Here is a 17684-nt window from a genome sequence, read left to right as displayed (position 1 = left end):
TTGGACGTACTTTCGCTGATACCTCAATTTGGCAATCTTCTTTGGACGATTGTGGCTTTTGTCATCGCGTTGTCCGTTATCGTGGCCGTGCATGAATACGGCCACTACATTGTGGGGCGCTGGTCTGGTATCCATGCCGAGGTGTTCTCGATCGGGTTTGGCCCTGTACTTTGGAGCCGCGTAGACAAGCGTGGCACCCGCTGGCAGATCGCATTGTTGCCGTTTGGCGGATACGTAAAGTTCCTGGGTGATGCCAACGCAGCGTCAGGCAAAGATGAAGAGGCGATGGGCGAAATCGCCACTCAAAGCCCCGAAGAGTTGCGGCGCACCATGCATGGAGCCCCCTTATGGGCGCGGGCTGCTACAGTGGCGGCAGGCCCGGCATTTAACTTTGCGATGTCCATTCTGGTTTTTGGCATGATTTTCTGGTCGCAGGGTGTTTCGCGCGAACCGTTGACCGTGGGTTCATTGCAACCTCTGCCAGGGACGGTGCAAGAGCTGCGTGAAGGTGATGTGATCATCGCGATCTCGGGCATCACTACGCCGGACTATGATGAAGAAGGGGCATGGCAGGATTTCATCGATGCACTGCCGGTGCAACCAGTTCTGGATTATACAGTAATCCGAGACGGCGAAACGCTGGACGTTCAGGCGCCTTGGATGTTCCCACCACTTATCCGGCAGGTCGCCCCGCGCAGCGCCGCAATGGATATCCAGCTTGAGCAGGGCGATGTTATCACTGCCGTGAATGGCGAGCCGATCTTTGCCTTTGATCAATTGAAGGACTTTGTCGAAAGCTCGGATGGCCGCGTTCTACTTTTGAACGTATGGCGAGACGGATCCGATCTGGAGTTTGCACTTGCGCCTCGACGCACGGACGAGCCTCAACCGGAAGGTGGGTTTGTCACCCATTGGCGGATCGGCATCATCGGTGGAATGATGCTAGAACCTGCTACGGAACCCGCCGGTCTTGTGGATTCACTGAGCGGCGGTGTCATTCAAACAGGTCGGATCATCGAAGGGTCTTTGTCCGGTATGTGGCACATGGTGACGGGCGCGATCAGCACCTGCAACATTTCCGGGCCAATCGGGATCGCCGAAACCTCGGGTGCGATGGCCAGCCAGGGCGCGCAGAACTTTATCTTCTTTATCGCAGTGCTGTCGACAGCCGTTGGTTTGTTGAACCTGTTCCCGATTCCTGCACTGGATGGCGGCCACTTGGTTTTCTACGCCTACGAAGCCGTCGCAGGTAAACCACCCAGCGACGGCGCATTGAGAATTCTCATGGGACTGGGCATCACTATTATCCTGACTCTGATGCTGTTTTCGGTTAGCAACGATCTGTTCTGCTGATTGTGGCGTTAGGCGCCAATTTGGGCCGCATTCCTGCCTTATTTCGGGACTATGCTCTTTGCGTCGAAAGGGTATCACCATGACCAAAGCGCTTAAAAAATCGTACCAGGGGTTCAGCCTGCTTTTCATGCTGAACCGTGACGTGTTGTTGAGCTTTGCGATGACAGCGCTGGCGCTGGCAGGTGCAGCTTATCTGGCCGGGATCTATCTGGCGGGATTCTGATTCTTACCGAAATGCTGGCAGCTTCTGGTCCACCCTCGTGGTGGAATGCTTCTATTTCGCCTTTTGACAAGCTCATTTAATCCCGTTACTCAGCAATAAAGTTCTAAAATTCTGGGTAGAGCACAAAATGACTGACAGGCGAAACGCGGGCACATCCTGCGGGGGGCAAATGCCGACAAACAATATTTTGTGGCAGGCGCTAACGGTTCTTTTCCTTTTTGTTGCAGCGAGTTTGACGGCTTTTCCGAACGCGGCGCAGGCGCAAAACTTCACGATCAACTCCTTCCAGGTTGAGGGCAACCGTCGGATCGAAACCGGCACAATTATTGCCCGAACCGGAATCGAACCGGGCCAAACAGTCACCGCCGGACAGATTAATGATGCCTATCAGCGATTGCTTGACAGTGGTGTATTTGAAACAGTCGAACTGACGCCGCGTGGCACTACTCTGGTGATCGAAGTTCAGGAATACCCCACGATCAACCAGATCAGCATCGAAGGAAACGCTCGGGTTAAAGATGACGTTTTGTTGGACGTCATCCAATCCGAACCGCGCCGAGTCTTTACCCCTCAGGTGGCAGAAGCAGACGCGGATTTGATTGCCGAAGTTTACTCAGCGCAGGGCAGGGTTGCCGCAACGGTCATTCCACGGATCATCCGCCGCAGTGACAACCGGGTCGATCTGGTTTTTGAAGTCGCGGAAGGCACAACCATCGAAGTTGAGCGTGTCAGCTTTGTTGGCAACCGGGCATTCTCGGACCGCCGTTTGCGCCGGGTTCTCGAGACCAAGCAAGCAACGTTCCTTCGGACCTTCTTCCGTAACGATACGTTTATTGGTGACCGCATCGAGTTCGACAAACAGGTCATTCGCGATTTCTACCTGTCGCGTGGCTACGTCGATTTCCGGGTGAACAGCGCCAATGTCGAATTCACGCGTGAACGGGATGCGTTCTTTCTGGTTATGAACGTCACAGAAGGGCAAAAGTTCTCGTTCGGCAAGATCACTACGGTCAGTGAAATCCCCGGCGTCAACGCCGCAGAATATCAAGATGCGCTGAAGATCAAACCTGGTGTGACTTATACGCCCACGCTGATTGAAAACTCGATTGCCCGGCAAGAACGTTTGGGCGTCAAGAAGGGCGTGGACTTCCTGCGGGTCGAGCCGCGCATCACCCGCAATGATCGCGACCTGACACTGGATGTGGAGTTTGTCCTGACAAAAGGTCCGCGCATATTTGTTGAACGGATTGACATTGAAGGCAACACCACCACGCTGGACCGCGTCATCCGCCGTCAGTTTGACACGGTCGAGGGTGACCCATTCAACCCGCGCGAAATTCGTCAGGCGGCTGAGCGGATCAATGCTCTGGGTTTCTTCGCCACCGCAGATGTCGAGCCGCGCGAAGGGTCTTCGCCCAGCCAGGTGATCTTGGATGTGGATGTAGAAGAACAACCCACAGGCTCGCTTAGTCTTGGTGGTAGCTACTCGGTAACGGACGGTTTCGGGATCGCGATTGGTCTGAATGAATCCAACTTCCTGGGTCGTGGTCAGAACCTAGGTCTGACGATTTCGACCGCCCAGGACTCCGAGCAGTATTCGATCAGCTTTACAGAGCCGTATCTGCTGGGCCGTAAGCTGCGTTTTGACTTGGGGCTGGGGCTGTCGGGAACAAACTCGGGCTTTGCCAGCTATGATACCAGCTCGCTGTTCTTCACCCCACAACTGACCTATGCCATCGGGGAACTGTCGTCGCTGCGGTTGCGCTATGGTTGGGATCGCAGTGAAATGACCCAGCAGGACAACGAAGTGAACGGTGCGGTTATTTCGTCGGAAATCGCTCAGGGTAAGCGAACGTCCAGCTCTTTGGGTGTGTCTTACGTGTATGACAGCCGTCGCGGTGGTTTGGACCCGAATTCCGGCGTTCTGTTCGAGGTTGGCGTTGATGCTGCGGGTCTTGGTGGCGACAACAAATACTTCAAAACCACCGCACGCGGCATCGCACAAACCCGCGTTTGGAACGAAGAGGTCGTGCTGCGGGCGTCGATGGAGCTGGGTGCGCTGCACTGGCGGGGGAACGATTTCAGCCGTACGATTGACCGCTTTGTGCTGGGGCCCAATACGTTCCGCGGATTCGAGCCTGCAGGTCTTGGCCCACGGGATCTGTCCAACGGTCAGGATGACGCCATCGGTGGTAACTATTACTGGGTTGCACGCTTTGAAAGCGATTTCCCGCTTGGCCTGCCCGAAGAATTGGGTCTGCGCGGTGGTGTCTTTTACGACGTCGGTAACCTCTATGACATCGACAACGTCAACACCGCCGGTGCGAATATCGTCGGCGCAAACGGCTCGATCCGCCACGTGATTGGCATCGCTGTTCTCTGGGACACTCCGTTCGGACCGTTGCGGTTCAACTTCTCGCAGGCTCTGAAAAAAGAGAGCTTCGACAAAGAACAGAACTTTGACTTTACGATTCAGGCTCGGTTCTGATCAGACATGTTGAATAAGATAATGAAAACAGCACTGGGCCCTTTCGGGGCCCTGTGTCTTTTGTCGGTTGTTTTGACCGCACCGTTGGTTTCGGCACAACAACTCGGCGTACCGCAAGCCAGTGTCGTTACCTTGTCCAGCGAAGAACTGTTTTCCAAGTCGGCCTTCGGTCAGCGTGTGCGGCGAGAGGTCGAAAAAGAAAGTGCCCTGCTTGCGGAGGAAAACGAACGGATTGTGGTTGAGCTCAGCCAGGAAGAAAAAGAACTGACGGAACAGCGCGCGACCTTGCCGGCTGAGGAATTCCGCCCATTGGCCGAGGCTTTTGACACCAAGGTTCAGTCTCATCGCGAAGGCCAGCGCGCAAAGCTGGATGCCTTGGCGCGGCGCAGTGAAGAAGCGCAACAGACCTTTTTCGAGATCGTCCGCCCCATCCTTGTAGACTTGCTGCGCGAATTTGGAGCCAGCGTAATGATCGAACGATCCAATGTGGTCGTCAGCACCACCGACATCACTGACGCAGCCATCGCCCGTATCGACGCTGCAATCGGGGATGGCAGTTCCCTCCAAGAGGGCAACGGCGAATAGGGTTGCTTGCCCTTGGGTTGCTGTATTGCTAACCACGCGGAAAAGAAACATCCAAAACGGGATATCTGATCAATGACCACGGAAACCAAAAGCGCCGACATTCAGCTGATCCAGAGGATCTTGCCACATCGCTATCCGTTTTTGCTGGTCGACAAGGTGGTGGACATCTCGGGCTATCAGTCGGCGCGCGGCATCAAGAACGTGACTATGAACGAGCCGCACTTTCAGGGGCATTTCCCCGGCACACCGATCATGCCGGGCGTCACAATCGTCGAAGCCATGGCTCAGACTGCGGGTGTGATGCTGGGTGTTGGCATGGATGTCATCGATACTGAATTGCTGATCTATTTCATGAGCATCGACAAGTGCAAGTTTCGCCGCAAGGTAGTGCCAGGTGACGTTCTGGAAATGCATGTGGAAACAGTGCGCGGTAAAAAAGGCGGCAAGCTGTTCAAATTCAGCGGTCGGGCCACGGTTGAAGGAGAAGTAGCAGCCGAGGCCGAGTTTTCGGCCTATGTTGATTGGGATATGGAAAAAACAACATGAGTGGAATCCATCCCAGCGCAATTGTTGAAGAGGGCGCTCAGATCGGGCAGGGCTGTACGATTGGTCCATTCTGCTATGTCGGCGCGCAGGTCAAACTGGCGGATCGGGTCGAGCTTAAATCTCATGTGGTTGTGACCGGAGATACATCGGTTGGCGAAGACACCGTCATTTTCAATTTCTCGGTGATTGGTGAAATCCCGCAGGATCTGAAGTTCGGTGGCGAAAACACCCGCCTGGAAATCGGTCAACGTAACCGGATTCGGGAACATGTGACGATTAACACCGGCACCGACGGTGGCGGCGGCGTCACGCGCATCGGGGATGATTGTCTGTTGATGGCAGGCGTTCACGTGGCCCACGACGTGCAGATCGGCAACCGCGTCATCATGGTCAACCACGCAGGGGCAGCTGGTCACTGTATCGTGGAAGACGATGTGATTGTCGGCGGCATTTCAGGGCTGCATCAATGGGTGCGCGTCGGGCGCGGAGCAATCATTGGTGCGCTGACCATGGTGCCCAAGGACGTTATTCCCTACGGTCTGGTGCAGGCCTCACGTGGTGAGCTGGACGGCTTGAACCTTGTAGGTCTGAAACGCAAGGGTGTTTCGCGCGAGGATATCTCGGCGCTGCGCGCGGCCTTCAAGGAACTGTCCGAAGGCGATGGAACCTTTATGGACCGCGCCAGCCGGATCGGCGAAGGCAATGAAAGCGATTACGTGCAGCGGATCGTCGATTTTGTCACCGGCCACAGTGATCGCTCATTCCTGACACCGGGGAAATAAACCCATGCTGGCGTTGATTGCGGGAACAGGGGCATTGCCGACCGAAGTGGTGGCACAGTTGACCGAACGACCTTTGATCTGCGCAATGGAAGGGTTTCTACCTGACGATTTGACGGCGGATATTGTGTTTCCGCTGGAACAGCTGGGTAGCTTCATCGCCGATCTGAAGGCGCGGGGCGTGACGCAGATTTGTCTGGCCGGTGCGGTTCAGCGCCCGCCTATCGACCCAAGCCGCATTGACGCCGCGACGCTACCATTGGTTCCGGTGATCCAAAAGGCAATCATGTCCGGAGATGACGGCGCGTTGCGTGCGGTCATCGGGATTCTTGAAGATGCAGGGCTGCAAATGCGGGCCGCACACGAAATTGCGCCCGGGTTGCTTCCTCCATTGGGCTGTCAGACGGATGCGCAACCCTCCGAGGCCGACATGGCTGATGCGGTCCGTGCTTCAGGTATTCTGCGTGCCATGGGGGCCGCAGATACAGGGCAAGCCTGCGCTGTGTTAAATGGCCAGGCCCTGGCGATTGAAGGGATATTCGGCACCGCTTGGATGCTGAAATCTTTGACCCAACGACCAGATGCGGGCGGAGGAATACTGTTCAAAGGGCCCAAACCCGGTCAGGACCGGCGCGCCGATCTACCGGCCATCGGACCCGATACCGTCACCGATGCGGTTGCGGCCGGGTTGTCTGGAATCGTATTGGAAAAAGGCGGCGTGCTTGTACTGCGGCAAGAGCAGGTCATCGCAGAATGTAACCGTCTGGGTCTGTTCCTATACATCCGCGAGCGGGCGGCCTGATGCGTGTCTTTCTGGTCGCCGGAGAACCTTCGGGCGACCGGCTGGGTGGCGCGTTGATGGCAGGCTTGAAAACTCTGATCCCCGATGTGGAATTTGACGGGGTCGGTGGCCCGCTGATGGAGGCGCAGGGTCTGACCAGCCGGTTTCCCATGTCCGAGCTTTCAGTCATGGGCCTTGTCGAAGTTCTGCCGAAGTTCTTTCACCTCAAGCGCCGAATCTCCGAGACCGCGCAGGCCGTGCTGGATACGAAACCGGATGTGTTGATCACCATCGACAGTCCGGATTTCAGCCTGCGTGTTGCCAAGATTGTAAAGGCCGCAAGCAACATCCGCACAGTTCACTATGTCGCCCCTAGTGTCTGGGCCTGGCGGCCGGGGCGGGCCGATAAGATGGCCAAGGTTATTGACCATGTGCTGGCGCTGCTTCCTTTTGAGCCGCCGTATATGGAACGGGCAGGGATGGAGTGCGATTTTGTCGGTCACCCCGTGGCCAGCGAGCCTGTTGCCACGCCGGAAGAGATCGCCGCGTTTCGGAACCGCTTTGATCTGGGGGATGCGCCGATCTTGTTGGCCTTGCCCGGATCACGTCGGGGCGAGATTGAACGGCTGGCAGAGTCCTTTGGCGGTGCATTGCGGCTGTTTATCGAGGCTCATCCGGGCTACCGCGTGGTGATCCCCACCGTTGGCGCGACAACCGAGCTTGTTAAAGAGCGGGTCGCGGGCTGGCCCGGAGACCCGGTAGTGTTGGACCCGCGCTATGAAGGCGCGGATCAAACGCTTGCCTATAAGCGTTCCGCGTTTGGCGCGGCCAGTTTGGCGCTTGCGGCGTCGGGAACCGTGTCACTTGAGCTTGCTGCGCAGAATACGCCGATGGTCATTGCCTACAAACTCAACTGGCTGACACAGAAGATGGCCGAACGGATGGTCAAACTGGACACCGTAACTCTGGTTAATCTGGTGTCAGATACGCGCGCTGTGCCGGAATGTCTGCTGGATGACTGCGAACCAGCAAAGATCGCCGACGCCTTGCGCAATGTGATCAACGCCCCGGATGCGCAGCAGCTTGCCATGGGTCTGACCATGGACCGATTGGGCCGAAGTGGCGAAGCCCCCGGTTTGCGTGCCGCGCGGGCTGTGTTGGATAGAATGCAGGTCGATTATGCTTGACCATGCGCTGTTCGCGGTGTCTGCCGGGATCGCGATGGTATCCACCAATCTCGACAATTTGGCCGTCTTGTTGGGTCTGATTTTGGTGATGGAACAGCGCCGCGCCATCATTGGCTTTGCGGTTGCTCAAACCCTTGTTCTGACCCTGGCGATGACCGTCGCGCTTGGTCTGAACCAAAGCGGTGTCCCGTTCTGGATCGGGTATCTGGGCATCGTGCCCCTGGTTTTTGGTTTCCGCGGTATCTGGAAACAGTATCGTGACGCCGAAGCGCAGGACACGGATTCCAATGCGGCCGTGACTTCGGTAGTGACGCTTTTCCTAAGTCTTTCGATTGACAGTTTCGCGGTCATGACCCCTCTGCTGGCGGACTCTGCGCCCACTTTTCGCATTGCTGCGCTGGTTGGCGTAGTAGTGGCTGCCACCGGTCTGGTCGCCGTTGCGACGTGGGGTGCGCCCCGCGCCAAAAGCCTCGGCCCTCGCGTCGCACGTCTGGATCGGATCGCGCCGTACATCATGGTCTGTGTTGGTCTCTATATTCTCTTTAATTCGCCCACGGATGTTATGTGACAGAGAGAGGATACGCCGTATATCGCATATGTGATCCTTATCCGGGTGGTGCACCGACACGGGGCTGCGATATCCTCGTCGAAAAAGGAGCTTTGCTATGACCCGCATTCCCCCATTGTCGGATCAAGAAATGACCGAAGAGGCACGCGCGTCTCATTCGGCTTTGGGCGCATATGGGCCGTTCGATAATTGGGCTCGTGTTGCGGCCTATTGCCCTTCGATTCTGGAACATGTGACGGGAATGCTGACCACATTGCGCGAACAACAGAATCTGCCCCAGCGCGCGCTTGAACTGGCGATGGTGACGGTATCCAAGCTAAACGCCTGCGACTATTGTGTTTCACATCATACACCGATGCTGACCGTCGCGGGCCTAAGTCCCGAGGGTGCTGCGCGTCTGCCGGACGTTGAGGATCATCCAGAACTGGACGCTTGTGACAAAGCCGTGGTGCGCTATGCAGAGGCCGTGACAACACGATCCGGTCGGATGCGGGACGCCGAAGTATCGGACCTGCGGGAGTGGTTCAGTGATGCGCAGATCGTTGAGCTGACCTGGCGCATCGCCCTTTGTGGAGCGTTCAACCGCTTCAACGATGCCCTTCAGATCCAGATCGAAGCAGAGGTCGAACCGGTCTCAGCCTAATTCGCGGTTGCAAGGATTTCCCTGAAAACCCAACCTTCCAATGTTCCAGACGCAATGGCCACGCTGTCCCCATCATGGTCGATGGCGGACACGGTGATCTGGTCATAGGTCGTCAGGATATTGCATTCATTTGCTGTCGCCAGTTCAGCAAGCTTTGAATGGCGATCCTTTTGCCCGTCGGCACCGAGTTGCAGTTCGATTGAAGACTGAAAATGCGATACCCAATCCGAAGTTTCGCATGAGGCAAATGTGCCGGGGTGAAGGGTATAAATTCCGTCTTCTGGAGGATGAGCAACGCCATTGGCCGCAGTGATGGGGGTGGCATCCGGAGTGTCGTCATACTGATCGTCCAGTGAGTCGAAGAAACCTCGTTGATCTTTTTCCGGTGCTTGGCTGGGATCGTCCGCGATCCGCAAAAGATGGTCGATCGCATCAGGCAGATCGCCATCTTCTTCGACGAGATCAACAGTGAAGCTGGTCTTTCCTCCATCCCATTCCAACTTGGATTTCACTTTGTAGTAATAAAATTTTGCATATGTCGAGTGACGCAGGATTTGGATCTGCTCATCGCTCAACGGAACCCTGATCGTGACGGCTCCGGTGTAGGCGTCAGGTCGAGCGCATCCACCGCAGACGCTTGCAGGGATGGTCAGTATTTCGGTGTCGTATTCATCAAAAAAAGCAAGTCGATCAAAGCTGGCAATAGCCTCGGGATTGGCCTGGTCGAGCATGTCGCTGTCTGCAAGTTTATTCAAAAAATCATGATCGTAAGCGTTCGCAGGTTCGGACCCAAACAGCCCGGCGCCGAACTGTAGCCCCGGGTTGGTTTGAATCAATGCCGACCGGCTCCGGGTGGTCCAACCTGAACCACCACCGTGTATCCCGGTCGTCCTCAAGGCGTAGGCTGACATAGAAATCGCGCCATTGTATTCTTGCCTGCCAGCCGTCTGCTTCATCAAGCAGCGCTTTCAGGGTCCATTCTTCTGCATTCTCAGCCAGCGATATTGCTGGAATAGCCAGGAACAAAATAAGAAAACGGTAGAGTCTAAGCATTGTGTATTCCGGTTAAGGTATTACTTTGAAACCGAAATATCCTGTGCGATCTGCTATTTCAATAACTTGTTCAGTATCCACGCCAGATCCAGCCGCCGCCAAAAATGCGGCTGCCTTCACCTGCATAAAACACACATGCCTGACCCGGTGAAATACCTTCCTCGGGTGTCAGCAGTTCGACCTCGGCTGTGGTGTCGGACAGGGGCCTAACAATCGCCTCACGCGGGGGACGGGTCGAGCGGACTTTGACTGACAGATGCCATTCGTCGCGCGAGGTGAAAGGTTCATCGCCGAGCCAGTTGATCTCGCGTACCGGAACGACACGGGTGGCCAGCATCTCCTTGGGGCCGACAACGACCTGTTTCTTGTCGACGTCCAGTTTGATGACATAAAGCGGCTCAGTCAGGCCGCCGATGCCAAGACCGCGCCGTTGACCGATCGTGTAGTGAAGCACGCCATCATGTTGCGCCAGAACGCGGCCATCCGCGTGAACGATCTCGCCCGGCTCTGCCGCACCGGGACGCAGCTTTTCGATCACGCTGGCATAGTTGCCATTTGGCACAAAGCAAATGTCCTGACTGTCGGGTTTATCCGCAACGGACAACCCGTATTGCGCCGCCATTTCACGCGTTGCGTCCTTGGATGGCAGGTGGCCCAGAGGAAAACGCAGGAAATCCAACTGTTCCGGTGTGGTCGAAAACAGGAAATAAGATTGATCGCGGTTCGCATCCTCGGCGCTGTGCAACTCGGGTCCGTTGGGACCCATCTTGCGTTGGATATAGTGGCCGGTGGCCATGCAGTCGGCCTCAAGATCTTTGGCGGTTTCCAGCAAATCCTTGAACTTCACCCGTTCATTGCAGCGAATGCAGGGCACAGGGGTAGCTCCCGCCAGATAGCTGTCGGCGAATTCGTCGATCACAGCATCTTTGAAGATGTTCTCATAATCCAGAACGTAATGCGGAAAACCACGTTCTTCGGCCACACGACGCGCGTCGTGGATATCGATCCCAGCGCAACACGCGCCTTTCTTGGCCAGCGCCGCTCCGTGGTCATAAAGCTGCAACGTAACCCCCACAACGTCATAGCCCTGATCCGCTAGATAGGCCGCCACAACCGAGCTGTCGACGCCACCCGACATCGCAACGACCACCCGCGTTTCCGAAGGCGGCTTTGCAAAACCAAGCGAGTTCAGCGGGGTCTCGGTATCGAGGGCCATGATCAGTTCCGTTTCGGGTTAAGGAAGACCGCCGGAATATAAGAAAATTCTAAACATTCTCAAGGGGCGGTTTCACGCGCTCTTAAGTAGCCTGATGTCAGCTGTGATGCAGTAAGAAAAGGGTTGAAAGATGTTTTTGCACAAAGTGGAAGGCCCTCGGTCTGTGACATTGCCTGACGGTACCATTCTGACACGCGCTGATCTGCCACCTTCTGATACACGGCGTTGGGTGGCCTCACGCAAGATTTTGGTTGTGCGTGGCGTGCTTTACGGCCTGATCAGCTTGTCTGATGCCAAGAAAAATTACGGGATCAGTGATGAGGAGTTCAATGGCTGGGTGTCTCTTGTTGCGGAACATGGTGCCGAAGCACTGAAAGCCACAGCCCTAAAAAAATATCGACAACCTAAGGGAGAGTGTGAATAACTGATTCAACGGTAACGTCAGATTAACCATTCTTGTTCAGGTTTATTTTTAATTGGAATTGTTGACCGAATTGGAGCAGTAAAAAATGCGCGTACTTCTTGTCGAGGATGATCCGACCACGTCTAAAAGCATTGAGCTCATGCTGACGCATGCAAACCTCAACGTCTATGCAACGGATCTTGGCGAGGAAGGAATCGATCTGGCGAAACTCTATGATTACGATCTAATTTTGCTGGATCTGAACTTGCCGGACATGAACGGGCACGAGGTGCTGCGCCAGTTACGTATCGCACGGGTTGAGACACCGATTCTGATTCTGTCAGGGGCCGATGACACTGAAAGCAAGATCAAAGGCTTTGGTTTTGGAGCGGATGATTACCTGACCAAACCCTTCCACCGCGAAGAACTGGTAGCGCGTATTCACGCCATTATCCGCCGGTCGAAGGGGCATTCGCAGTCCATCATTCACACCGGTCGGGTTGCGGTAAACCTGGATGCCAAAACCGTTGAGGTGGACGGAAAGACTGTTCATCTGACCGGCAAGGAATATCAAATGCTTGAACTGCTTAGCTTGCGTAAGGGCACGACCCTTACCAAAGAGATGTTCCTGAATCACCTCTATGGCGGCATGGATGAACCTGAACTGAAGATCATCGACGTGTTCATCTGCAAACTGCGCAAAAAGCTCAGCAATGCGACCGGCGGCGAGAATTATATCGAAACCGTCTGGGGGCGCGGCTATGTGCTGCGCGATCCGCAAAGCAATACTCTCGACGAGACGCGGATGGCTGTCGGTCTCTGATTGGAACCACCCGTGCCGCTGGTGGTCCAGGGCGGCACTTTACACTCACGGCTCAGCACGTCTGGACCTGGCCATGGCCTCGCCCTATCACTGAGGTCCAAGAACGCGTGACAGGGCGAGGCCATGAGCAACTCCATTTCCATATCTGATCTGACCGAAGACCAAGCGCGCGCCGAATTGGCGCGCCTTGCGGCTGTGCTGTCTCGGGCAAACACGCTGTATCATGGGACAGACGCGCCTGAAATTTCGGATGCGGAATACGATGCGTTGAAGCGCCGAAACTCTGAGATTGAGGCGCGATTCCCCAACCTCAAACGTGATGACAGCCCGTCGGACCAAGTCGGCGCCAAGGCAGCGGACGGGTTTTCGAAGGTAACGCATGCTGTTCGTATGATGTCGCTGGGCAATGCCTTCGATGACGAGGACGTGGCCGATTTTGACAGATCGATTCGAAAGTACCTGGGTCTGGGCTCCGATGAGCCATTGTCTTTCACGGCTGAACCAAAGATTGACGGTCTGTCGCTGTCCTTGCGCTATGAAAACGGCCAACTTGTTCAGGCCGCGACGCGAGGGGACGGTGAGGTCGGCGAGAATGTGACGGCGAATGCGCGTACCGTCTCGGATATTCCTCAGCAGTTGAATGGCGCGCTCGAAGTGCTTGAGGTCCGTGGCGAGGTCTATATGTCTCATGCCGATTTCGAGGCGCTGAATGCGCGGCAAGCAGAACGAGGTGGAAAGCCCTTTGCCAATCCACGTAACGCAGCGGCCGGGTCTTTACGGCAAATAGATGCGGAAATCACGCGATCCCGACCCCTAAAGTTTTTTGCCTATGCGTGGGGTGAGGTGTCCGAACCCTTGGCAGACACACAATTGGGTGCGATTGAGCGACTGCAATCTCTTGGGTTTTCGACAAATACACTGACGCGCCTATGTCAGACGACCCAAGAGATGATCGCGCACTATCGGGAAATCGAGGCGCAACGGTCCACCTTGGGATATGACATTGACGGGGTTGTCTACAAGGTCAACAATTTGTCGCTTCAGGCGCGTTTGGGGTTTCGCTCTACTACGCCGCGATGGGCAATTGCGCATAAGTTCCCCGCCGAACTGGCCTGGACGAGGCTAGAGGCAATCGACATTCAAGTTGGCCGCACTGGTGCGCTCAGCCCCGTGGCCCGTTTGCATCCAGTGACAGTTGGCGGCGTTGTGGTTTCGAATGCCACTTTGCATAACGAAGACTACATTGCCGGGCGCGATGCCAAGGGCAGTACGATCCGAGAAGGCAAGGATATACGTGTCGGGGACTGGGTACAGGTTTATCGCGCGGGTGACGTGATCCCGAAAGTTGCCGATGTCGATCTGACCAAACGCCCTGAGAACACTGAGACATTTCCGTTTCCGCAAGAATGTCCTGAATGCGGTAGTGCGGCTGTTCGCGAGGAAGGCGATGCCGTGCGCCGCTGTACGGGCGGTTTGATTTGTCCGGCGCAAGCGGTAGAAAAATTAAAACATTTTGTGTCTCGCAAGGCGTTTGATATCGAAGGCCTGGGCGCAAAACAGATTGAAATGTTTTACGATGACCCGGTCCTTCCGATTAACACCCCTGCTGACATCTTCACATTGGAACAGCGCGACAACGGTAATCTGGCCCGGTTGAAAAACCGGGATGGATGGGGCGAGACCTCGGCCGGAAATCTGTTTGCTGCGATAGACGAAAAACGCAAAATTCCATTTGCGCGCCTACTGTTTGCCTTGGGTATTCGGCATGTGGGCGAAGTTGGCGCGCGCGATTTGGCGTTGTATTACCGTGAGTGGGATGCCATGGCGCAGGCGTTGGATGCTGCTCGCCCGGCGGCTTTGGCGCAGCGGCAAGCCGATGAGGCCGAAGATGCGGAACGAGCGACAGCGGCGACCGAGGGCCGTCGTGCCCGCGTCAAGGAAGTGCGTGATGCGGCTATCGCAACGGCCTGCGTTTCTTCGGAGGCCAATGCAGCCTGGGCTGATCTGATCGGGATTGATGGGATCGGCGCGACGCTTGGCCTTTCCCTTTCAGATGCTTTTGCAAATGAGGAAGAGAGGCGCGCATTTGATACGCTACGACAGGAGTTGACCGTCATTGCTCCGGATGCACCCGCATCGGACAGCCCGGTGGCAGGAAAAACCGTGGTGTTTACCGGGACGCTGGAAAAGATGACGCGAGCTGAAGCTAAGGCTCGGGCCGAGGCATTGGGTGCGAAAGTTTCGGGATCTGTCAGCAAGAAAACTGATATTTTGGTTGCAGGACCGGGTGCCGGATCGAAAGCCAAAAAGGCCGCAGAACTGGGTATCGAAACCTTGGACGAGGATGGCTGGTTGCAGCTGATCGAAGGCGCATGAGCGGACGGCCGGAACAGCTTTTTCCGCTTTTTGCGGATTTGGAGACGCTCGATGGTGTCGGTCCCAAAACCGCGCAAGTCATGGCGCAGACCGGCGTGGAAAGTCCGCGCGATGTTTTGTTTGGTTTGCCCTACGCAGTGGTTGACCGTCGTAGGCGTGATACGATCCAAGGCGCTGATTTGCCTTCCACGTTGACAGTTGAGGTCACTGTGGGCACGCATCGCCCGCCACGCAGTAAGGGTGGGGCCTATCGTGTTCATGTCGAAGACAGTCAGGCCGATTTTCAGTTGGTCTTCTTTCATGCGCGCGGAGATTATCTGAAAAAGGTGCTGCCTGAGGGATCGCGCCGGGTGATTTCCGGTAAGTTGGAATTGTTCGACGGTATGGCCCAAATGGTGCATCCGGATCATATGCTGCCAGTAGAAAAGGCCCGAGAGATCCCGGAATTTGAACCTGTTTACCATCTGACACAAGGGCTGACCCAGAAAACCGCGTTCAAGGCCAGTCGCAGCGCGTTGGCGCGGGCGCCTGAGCTTGAGGAATGGATCGACCCCGCTCAGGTGGCGCAACAAAATTGGCCGGATTGGGCTTCAGCCATTCGCGCCGGTCACAATCCGCAGGGGGCAGATGATGTCGCTCCCTTTGCACCCGCGCGGCAGCGTTTGGCCTATGACGAATTATTTGCGCATCAGTTGACCCTGGCATTGGCCCGCCAACGGGAACGTAAATCTCGTGGAATTGTTAGTGTCGCGACCGGGAGGTTGCAATCCAAGGTGTTGGCCAGCCTTCCTTATCATCCGACCGGGGCCCAAAGCCGCGCGATCGAAGAGATCGCGGCGGATATGGCTTCGGACGCTCGGATGAACCGTCTACTTCAGGGCGATGTGGGTGCAGGCAAGACCCTGGTGGCTTTCATGGCGCTTTTGATCGCTGTTGAAGCAGGCGGGCAGGGTGTGATGATGGCCCCGACCGAGATACTGGCGCGCCAACATCTGGAAGGGTTGCGCCCGCTGGCCGAAGAGGCCGGGGTGGTTTTGGAACTGCTCACGGGGCGAGATAAGGGTGCTGAGCGTCGTGCCAAGCTTGAGGCGCTGAAACAAGGTAGTATTCAGATACTGGTCGGCACCCATGCGGTGTTTCAAAGTGACGTGGAGTTCAAGGCTCTGCGCTTGGCCATCGTCGATGAACAGCACCGCTTTGGTGTTCGGCAACGGATGGAACTGTCGGAAAAAGGGCAGGGTGCCGACGTTCTGGTGATGACGGCAACTCCAATCCCGCGAAGCCTGGCGCTTGCGCAATATGGGGATATGGATGTCTCGGTTCTGGACGAAAAACCGCCCGGGCGAAAACCGATCAAAACGGCGATTGTCAGCACGCAGCGTATGGATGAGGTCGTGTCGCATCTTCGCCGCGCGATTGAAGAGGGGCGACAGTGTTACTGGGTCTGTCCATTGGTTGATGAATCCGAGGTTTCAGACCTGACCGCTGCCGAAGAACGGTTCAAACGTCTGCGCGCTATTCTGGGGGAAGGCGTTGTGGGGCTGGTCCATGGGCAGATGCCGCTCACTGACAAAGACGCGGCGATGAGCGCGTTTCAGAACGGTGACACCAAGGTTCTGGTGGCGACAACTGTGATCGAGGTTGGGGTCAATGTTCCCAACGCCACGATCATGGTGATTGAACGGGCCGAGATTTTCGGGCTTGCGCAGTTACACCAATTGCGAGGGCGTGTGGGGCGTGGCGACGCGGACTCAACCTGCCTGCTAATGTACCAACCGCCGCTCAGCGAAGGTGGGCGCAGACGGCTGGAGGTTTTGCGGGAAACCGAGGATGGGTTCCGCATTTCCGAAACCGATCTTGAGATGCGCGGGGCCGGGGATCTGATCGGGACCGCGCAATCCGGCCTTCCTAAGTTCCATATCGCCGATCTTGAACGTCAGGCCGGATTGATGGCTGTCGCCCAATCAGATGCGCGCGCATTGCTGAATACAGACCCGAAACTGACGTCGGAACGGGGCCGTGCCGCGCGTGTTCTTTTGTGGTTGATGAAACAAGATCAGGCTATCCGTTTAATTTCAGTGGGTTAGGTGACGTGTTCTAAAAAGTTCACAAATGTTCTTAAAAAGTTCTTTACCGACTCGGGTAAATATGAGAACAAAAGGTCAACAAAGGATTAAAGCTCTGACCGGAGGTGACCCTATGCTGACCCAGATCAAGACCGCTTTCACCCGCGCGCAATCGACCATTTTTCAGGATGCGGTTGGCGTGATGTCTTTGGTCGTGATCCTGATGGTAGCTTTGCACCTGCCGGTTGGTTTCTAAGCCTTTCTGCCTGCGATCTCGTGCCGAAAAAACCGCGCTGTCATCCCCATTTCAGTCAAGGGTGACCTGCCTGTCCCAAACCCCTTGAGGGGCCATGCCTCGGCCCCGCGCGGTGAACCGGACCCCACACGAGACACGCAATGCCTGCCGCCGCCCTTTCGCCCGGAAGGAGCGGCGGTTTTTTTCAGCAGACCAGTTTTGAAGATCCCAAGCAGCGCGGACAGGACAGAGTTGAGCGCGATAATCGCAGCTATTATCCCGATCGGGTCAATAACAACCCAAAGCGTGACGAAATGCTCTAGTAGATTGTTCTAACCCATTCCTACTGAAATCTGACC

Annotated in this window: 18 protein-coding genes; 16 read left to right on the top strand and 2 right to left on the bottom strand. The window is 55.9% G+C overall.

Annotated elements, in window-relative coordinates:
• From rseP to GS632_RS05200, 10 genes are all read left to right on the top strand, one after another.
• Complete coding sequence (gene rseP, locus GS632_RS05245) at window positions 1–1353, top strand: RIP metalloprotease RseP (RefSeq protein ID WP_171237612.1); 1353 nt, start codon at window positions 1–3, stop codon at window positions 1351–1353.
• A 79-nt stretch (window positions 1354–1432) separates the two neighbouring features.
• Window positions 1433–1576 (top strand): hypothetical protein, encoded by a 144-nt coding sequence (locus GS632_RS05240; RefSeq protein WP_171173909.1) that lies wholly within the window; start codon window positions 1433–1435, stop codon window positions 1574–1576.
• 127 nt (window positions 1577–1703) lie between these two features.
• A complete protein-coding gene (gene bamA, locus GS632_RS05235; protein ID WP_171173911.1) occupies window positions 1704–4064 on the top strand; it encodes an outer membrane protein assembly factor BamA in 2361 nt (786 codons plus the stop codon).
• A gap of 21 nt (window positions 4065–4085) precedes the next feature.
• Window positions 4086–4649, top strand: a complete 564-nt coding sequence (locus tag GS632_RS05230; protein ID WP_253284429.1) for an OmpH family outer membrane protein — start codon at window positions 4086–4088, stop codon at window positions 4647–4649.
• A gap of 72 nt (window positions 4650–4721) precedes the next feature.
• Window positions 4722–5195 carry a 3-hydroxyacyl-ACP dehydratase FabZ gene (fabZ, locus tag GS632_RS05225; RefSeq protein ID WP_050602398.1) on the top strand — a complete coding sequence of 158 codons (474 nt, stop codon included), beginning with the start codon at window positions 4722–4724 and terminating at the stop codon, window positions 5193–5195.
• Window positions 5192–5977, top strand: coding sequence for an acyl-ACP--UDP-N-acetylglucosamine O-acyltransferase (gene lpxA / locus GS632_RS05220; RefSeq protein WP_171173915.1), 786 nt, complete (start codon window positions 5192–5194; stop codon window positions 5975–5977). The genes fabZ and lpxA overlap by 4 nt, the downstream gene beginning before the upstream one ends.
• 4 nt (window positions 5978–5981) lie before the next feature.
• Entirely contained in the window at window positions 5982–6776 is a 795-nt protein-coding gene (locus GS632_RS05215) for an LpxI family protein (RefSeq protein WP_171237609.1), read from the top strand.
• Complete coding sequence (gene lpxB, locus GS632_RS05210; RefSeq protein ID WP_171721432.1) at window positions 6776–7942, top strand: lipid-A-disaccharide synthase; 1167 nt, start codon at window positions 6776–6778, stop codon at window positions 7940–7942. The genes GS632_RS05215 and lpxB overlap by 1 nt, the downstream gene beginning before the upstream one ends.
• Window positions 7935–8510: a hypothetical protein gene (locus GS632_RS05205; RefSeq protein ID WP_171721431.1), complete on the top strand. Its 576-nt coding sequence runs from the start codon at window positions 7935–7937 to the stop codon at window positions 8508–8510. The genes lpxB and GS632_RS05205 overlap by 8 nt, the downstream gene beginning before the upstream one ends.
• A gap of 97 nt (window positions 8511–8607) precedes the next feature.
• Window positions 8608–9153, top strand: coding sequence for a carboxymuconolactone decarboxylase family protein (locus tag GS632_RS05200; protein WP_171173922.1), 546 nt, complete (start codon window positions 8608–8610; stop codon window positions 9151–9153).
• On the opposite strand, the gene GS632_RS05195 is transcribed toward GS632_RS05200, so the two are convergent.
• Both GS632_RS05195 and mnmA read right to left on the bottom strand, forming a co-directional pair.
• On the bottom strand, window positions 9150–10109 hold the full coding sequence (locus GS632_RS05195; protein WP_171721430.1) for a hypothetical protein: 960 nt from the start codon (window positions 10107–10109) through the stop codon (window positions 9150–9152). The two genes, GS632_RS05200 and GS632_RS05195, sit on opposite strands and share 4 nt — an antisense overlap.
• A 167-nt stretch (window positions 10110–10276) precedes the next feature.
• Entirely contained in the window at window positions 10277–11422 is a 1146-nt protein-coding gene (gene mnmA / locus GS632_RS05190; RefSeq protein ID WP_171237606.1) for a tRNA 2-thiouridine(34) synthase MnmA, read from the bottom strand.
• 130 nt (window positions 11423–11552) lie between these two features.
• On the opposite strand from mnmA, the gene GS632_RS05185 reads away from it, so the two are divergent.
• The 6 genes from GS632_RS05185 to GS632_RS05165 all read left to right on the top strand — a co-directional run bounded on the left by GS632_RS05185 (window position 11553) and on the right by GS632_RS05165 (window position 17648).
• Window positions 11553–11846: a DUF1153 domain-containing protein gene (locus GS632_RS05185; protein ID WP_171234311.1), complete on the top strand. Its 294-nt coding sequence runs from the start codon at window positions 11553–11555 to the stop codon at window positions 11844–11846.
• Window positions 11847–11931: 85 nt separating this feature from the next.
• The gene (ctrA, locus tag GS632_RS05180; RefSeq protein WP_171234310.1) at window positions 11932–12648 is read left to right on the top strand and encodes a response regulator transcription factor CtrA; all 717 of its coding nucleotides are present in this window, start codon (window positions 11932–11934) and stop codon (window positions 12646–12648) included.
• Window positions 12649–12771: 123 nt separating this feature from the next.
• A complete protein-coding gene (ligA, locus tag GS632_RS05175; RefSeq protein ID WP_171721429.1) occupies window positions 12772–15024 on the top strand; it encodes an NAD-dependent DNA ligase LigA in 2253 nt (750 codons plus the stop codon).
• Window positions 15021–17111, top strand: coding sequence for an ATP-dependent DNA helicase RecG (gene recG / locus GS632_RS05170; protein ID WP_171237605.1), 2091 nt, complete (start codon window positions 15021–15023; stop codon window positions 17109–17111). Before ligA ends, recG begins: the two co-directional genes overlap by 4 nt.
• A 112-nt stretch (window positions 17112–17223) precedes the next feature.
• Window positions 17224–17346 (top strand): hypothetical protein, encoded by a 123-nt coding sequence (locus GS632_RS22250; RefSeq protein WP_256368504.1) that lies wholly within the window; start codon window positions 17224–17226, stop codon window positions 17344–17346.
• 140 nt (window positions 17347–17486) lie between these two features.
• Entirely contained in the window at window positions 17487–17648 is a 162-nt protein-coding gene (locus tag GS632_RS05165) for a hypothetical protein (protein ID WP_171237604.1), read from the top strand.
• Window positions 17649–17684: the final 36 nt, after the last annotated feature.

This window comes from Ruegeria sp. HKCCD7296, from assembly GCF_013110775.1.
In the GTDB taxonomy this organism is placed as follows: Bacteria; Pseudomonadota; Alphaproteobacteria; order Rhodobacterales; family Rhodobacteraceae; genus Ruegeria.
This window is presented reverse-complemented; position numbering and strand designations above follow the sequence as displayed.

Excerpts from the sequence above, each read along its gene's own strand:
- GS632_RS05200 (WP_171173922.1), top strand. The coding sequence starts at position 8,608 with ATGACCCGCATTCCCCCATTGTCGGATCAAGAAATGACCGAAGAGGCA.
- ctrA (WP_171234310.1), top strand. The coding sequence starts at position 11,932 with ATGCGCGTACTTCTTGTCGAGGATGATCCGACCACGTCTAAAAGCATT.
- bamA (WP_171173911.1), top strand. The coding sequence starts at position 1,704 with ATGACTGACAGGCGAAACGCGGGCACATCCTGCGGGGGGCAAATGCCG.
- ligA (WP_171721429.1), top strand. The coding sequence starts at position 12,772 with ATGAGCAACTCCATTTCCATATCTGATCTGACCGAAGACCAAGCGCGC.
- GS632_RS05230 (WP_253284429.1), top strand. The coding sequence starts at position 4,086 with ATGAAAACAGCACTGGGCCCTTTCGGGGCCCTGTGTCTTTTGTCGGTT.
- GS632_RS05215 (WP_171237609.1), top strand. The coding sequence starts at position 5,982 with ATGCTGGCGTTGATTGCGGGAACAGGGGCATTGCCGACCGAAGTGGTG.
- GS632_RS05240 (WP_171173909.1), top strand. The coding sequence starts at position 1,433 with ATGACCAAAGCGCTTAAAAAATCGTACCAGGGGTTCAGCCTGCTTTTC.
- GS632_RS05165 (WP_171237604.1), top strand. The coding sequence starts at position 17,487 with ATGCCTGCCGCCGCCCTTTCGCCCGGAAGGAGCGGCGGTTTTTTTCAG.
- recG (WP_171237605.1), top strand. The coding sequence starts at position 15,021 with ATGAGCGGACGGCCGGAACAGCTTTTTCCGCTTTTTGCGGATTTGGAG.
- lpxA (WP_171173915.1), top strand. The coding sequence starts at position 5,192 with ATGAGTGGAATCCATCCCAGCGCAATTGTTGAAGAGGGCGCTCAGATC.
- fabZ (WP_050602398.1), top strand. The coding sequence starts at position 4,722 with ATGACCACGGAAACCAAAAGCGCCGACATTCAGCTGATCCAGAGGATC.
- mnmA (WP_171237606.1), bottom strand. The coding sequence starts at position 11,422 with ATGGCCCTCGATACCGAGACCCCGCTGAACTCGCTTGGTTTTGCAAAG.
- GS632_RS05205 (WP_171721431.1), top strand. The coding sequence starts at position 7,935 with ATGCTTGACCATGCGCTGTTCGCGGTGTCTGCCGGGATCGCGATGGTA.
- GS632_RS22250 (WP_256368504.1), top strand. The coding sequence starts at position 17,224 with ATGCTGACCCAGATCAAGACCGCTTTCACCCGCGCGCAATCGACCATT.
- GS632_RS05185 (WP_171234311.1), top strand. The coding sequence starts at position 11,553 with ATGTTTTTGCACAAAGTGGAAGGCCCTCGGTCTGTGACATTGCCTGAC.
- GS632_RS05195 (WP_171721430.1), bottom strand. The coding sequence starts at position 10,109 with ATGAAGCAGACGGCTGGCAGGCAAGAATACAATGGCGCGATTTCTATG.
- lpxB (WP_171721432.1), top strand. The coding sequence starts at position 6,776 with ATGCGTGTCTTTCTGGTCGCCGGAGAACCTTCGGGCGACCGGCTGGGT.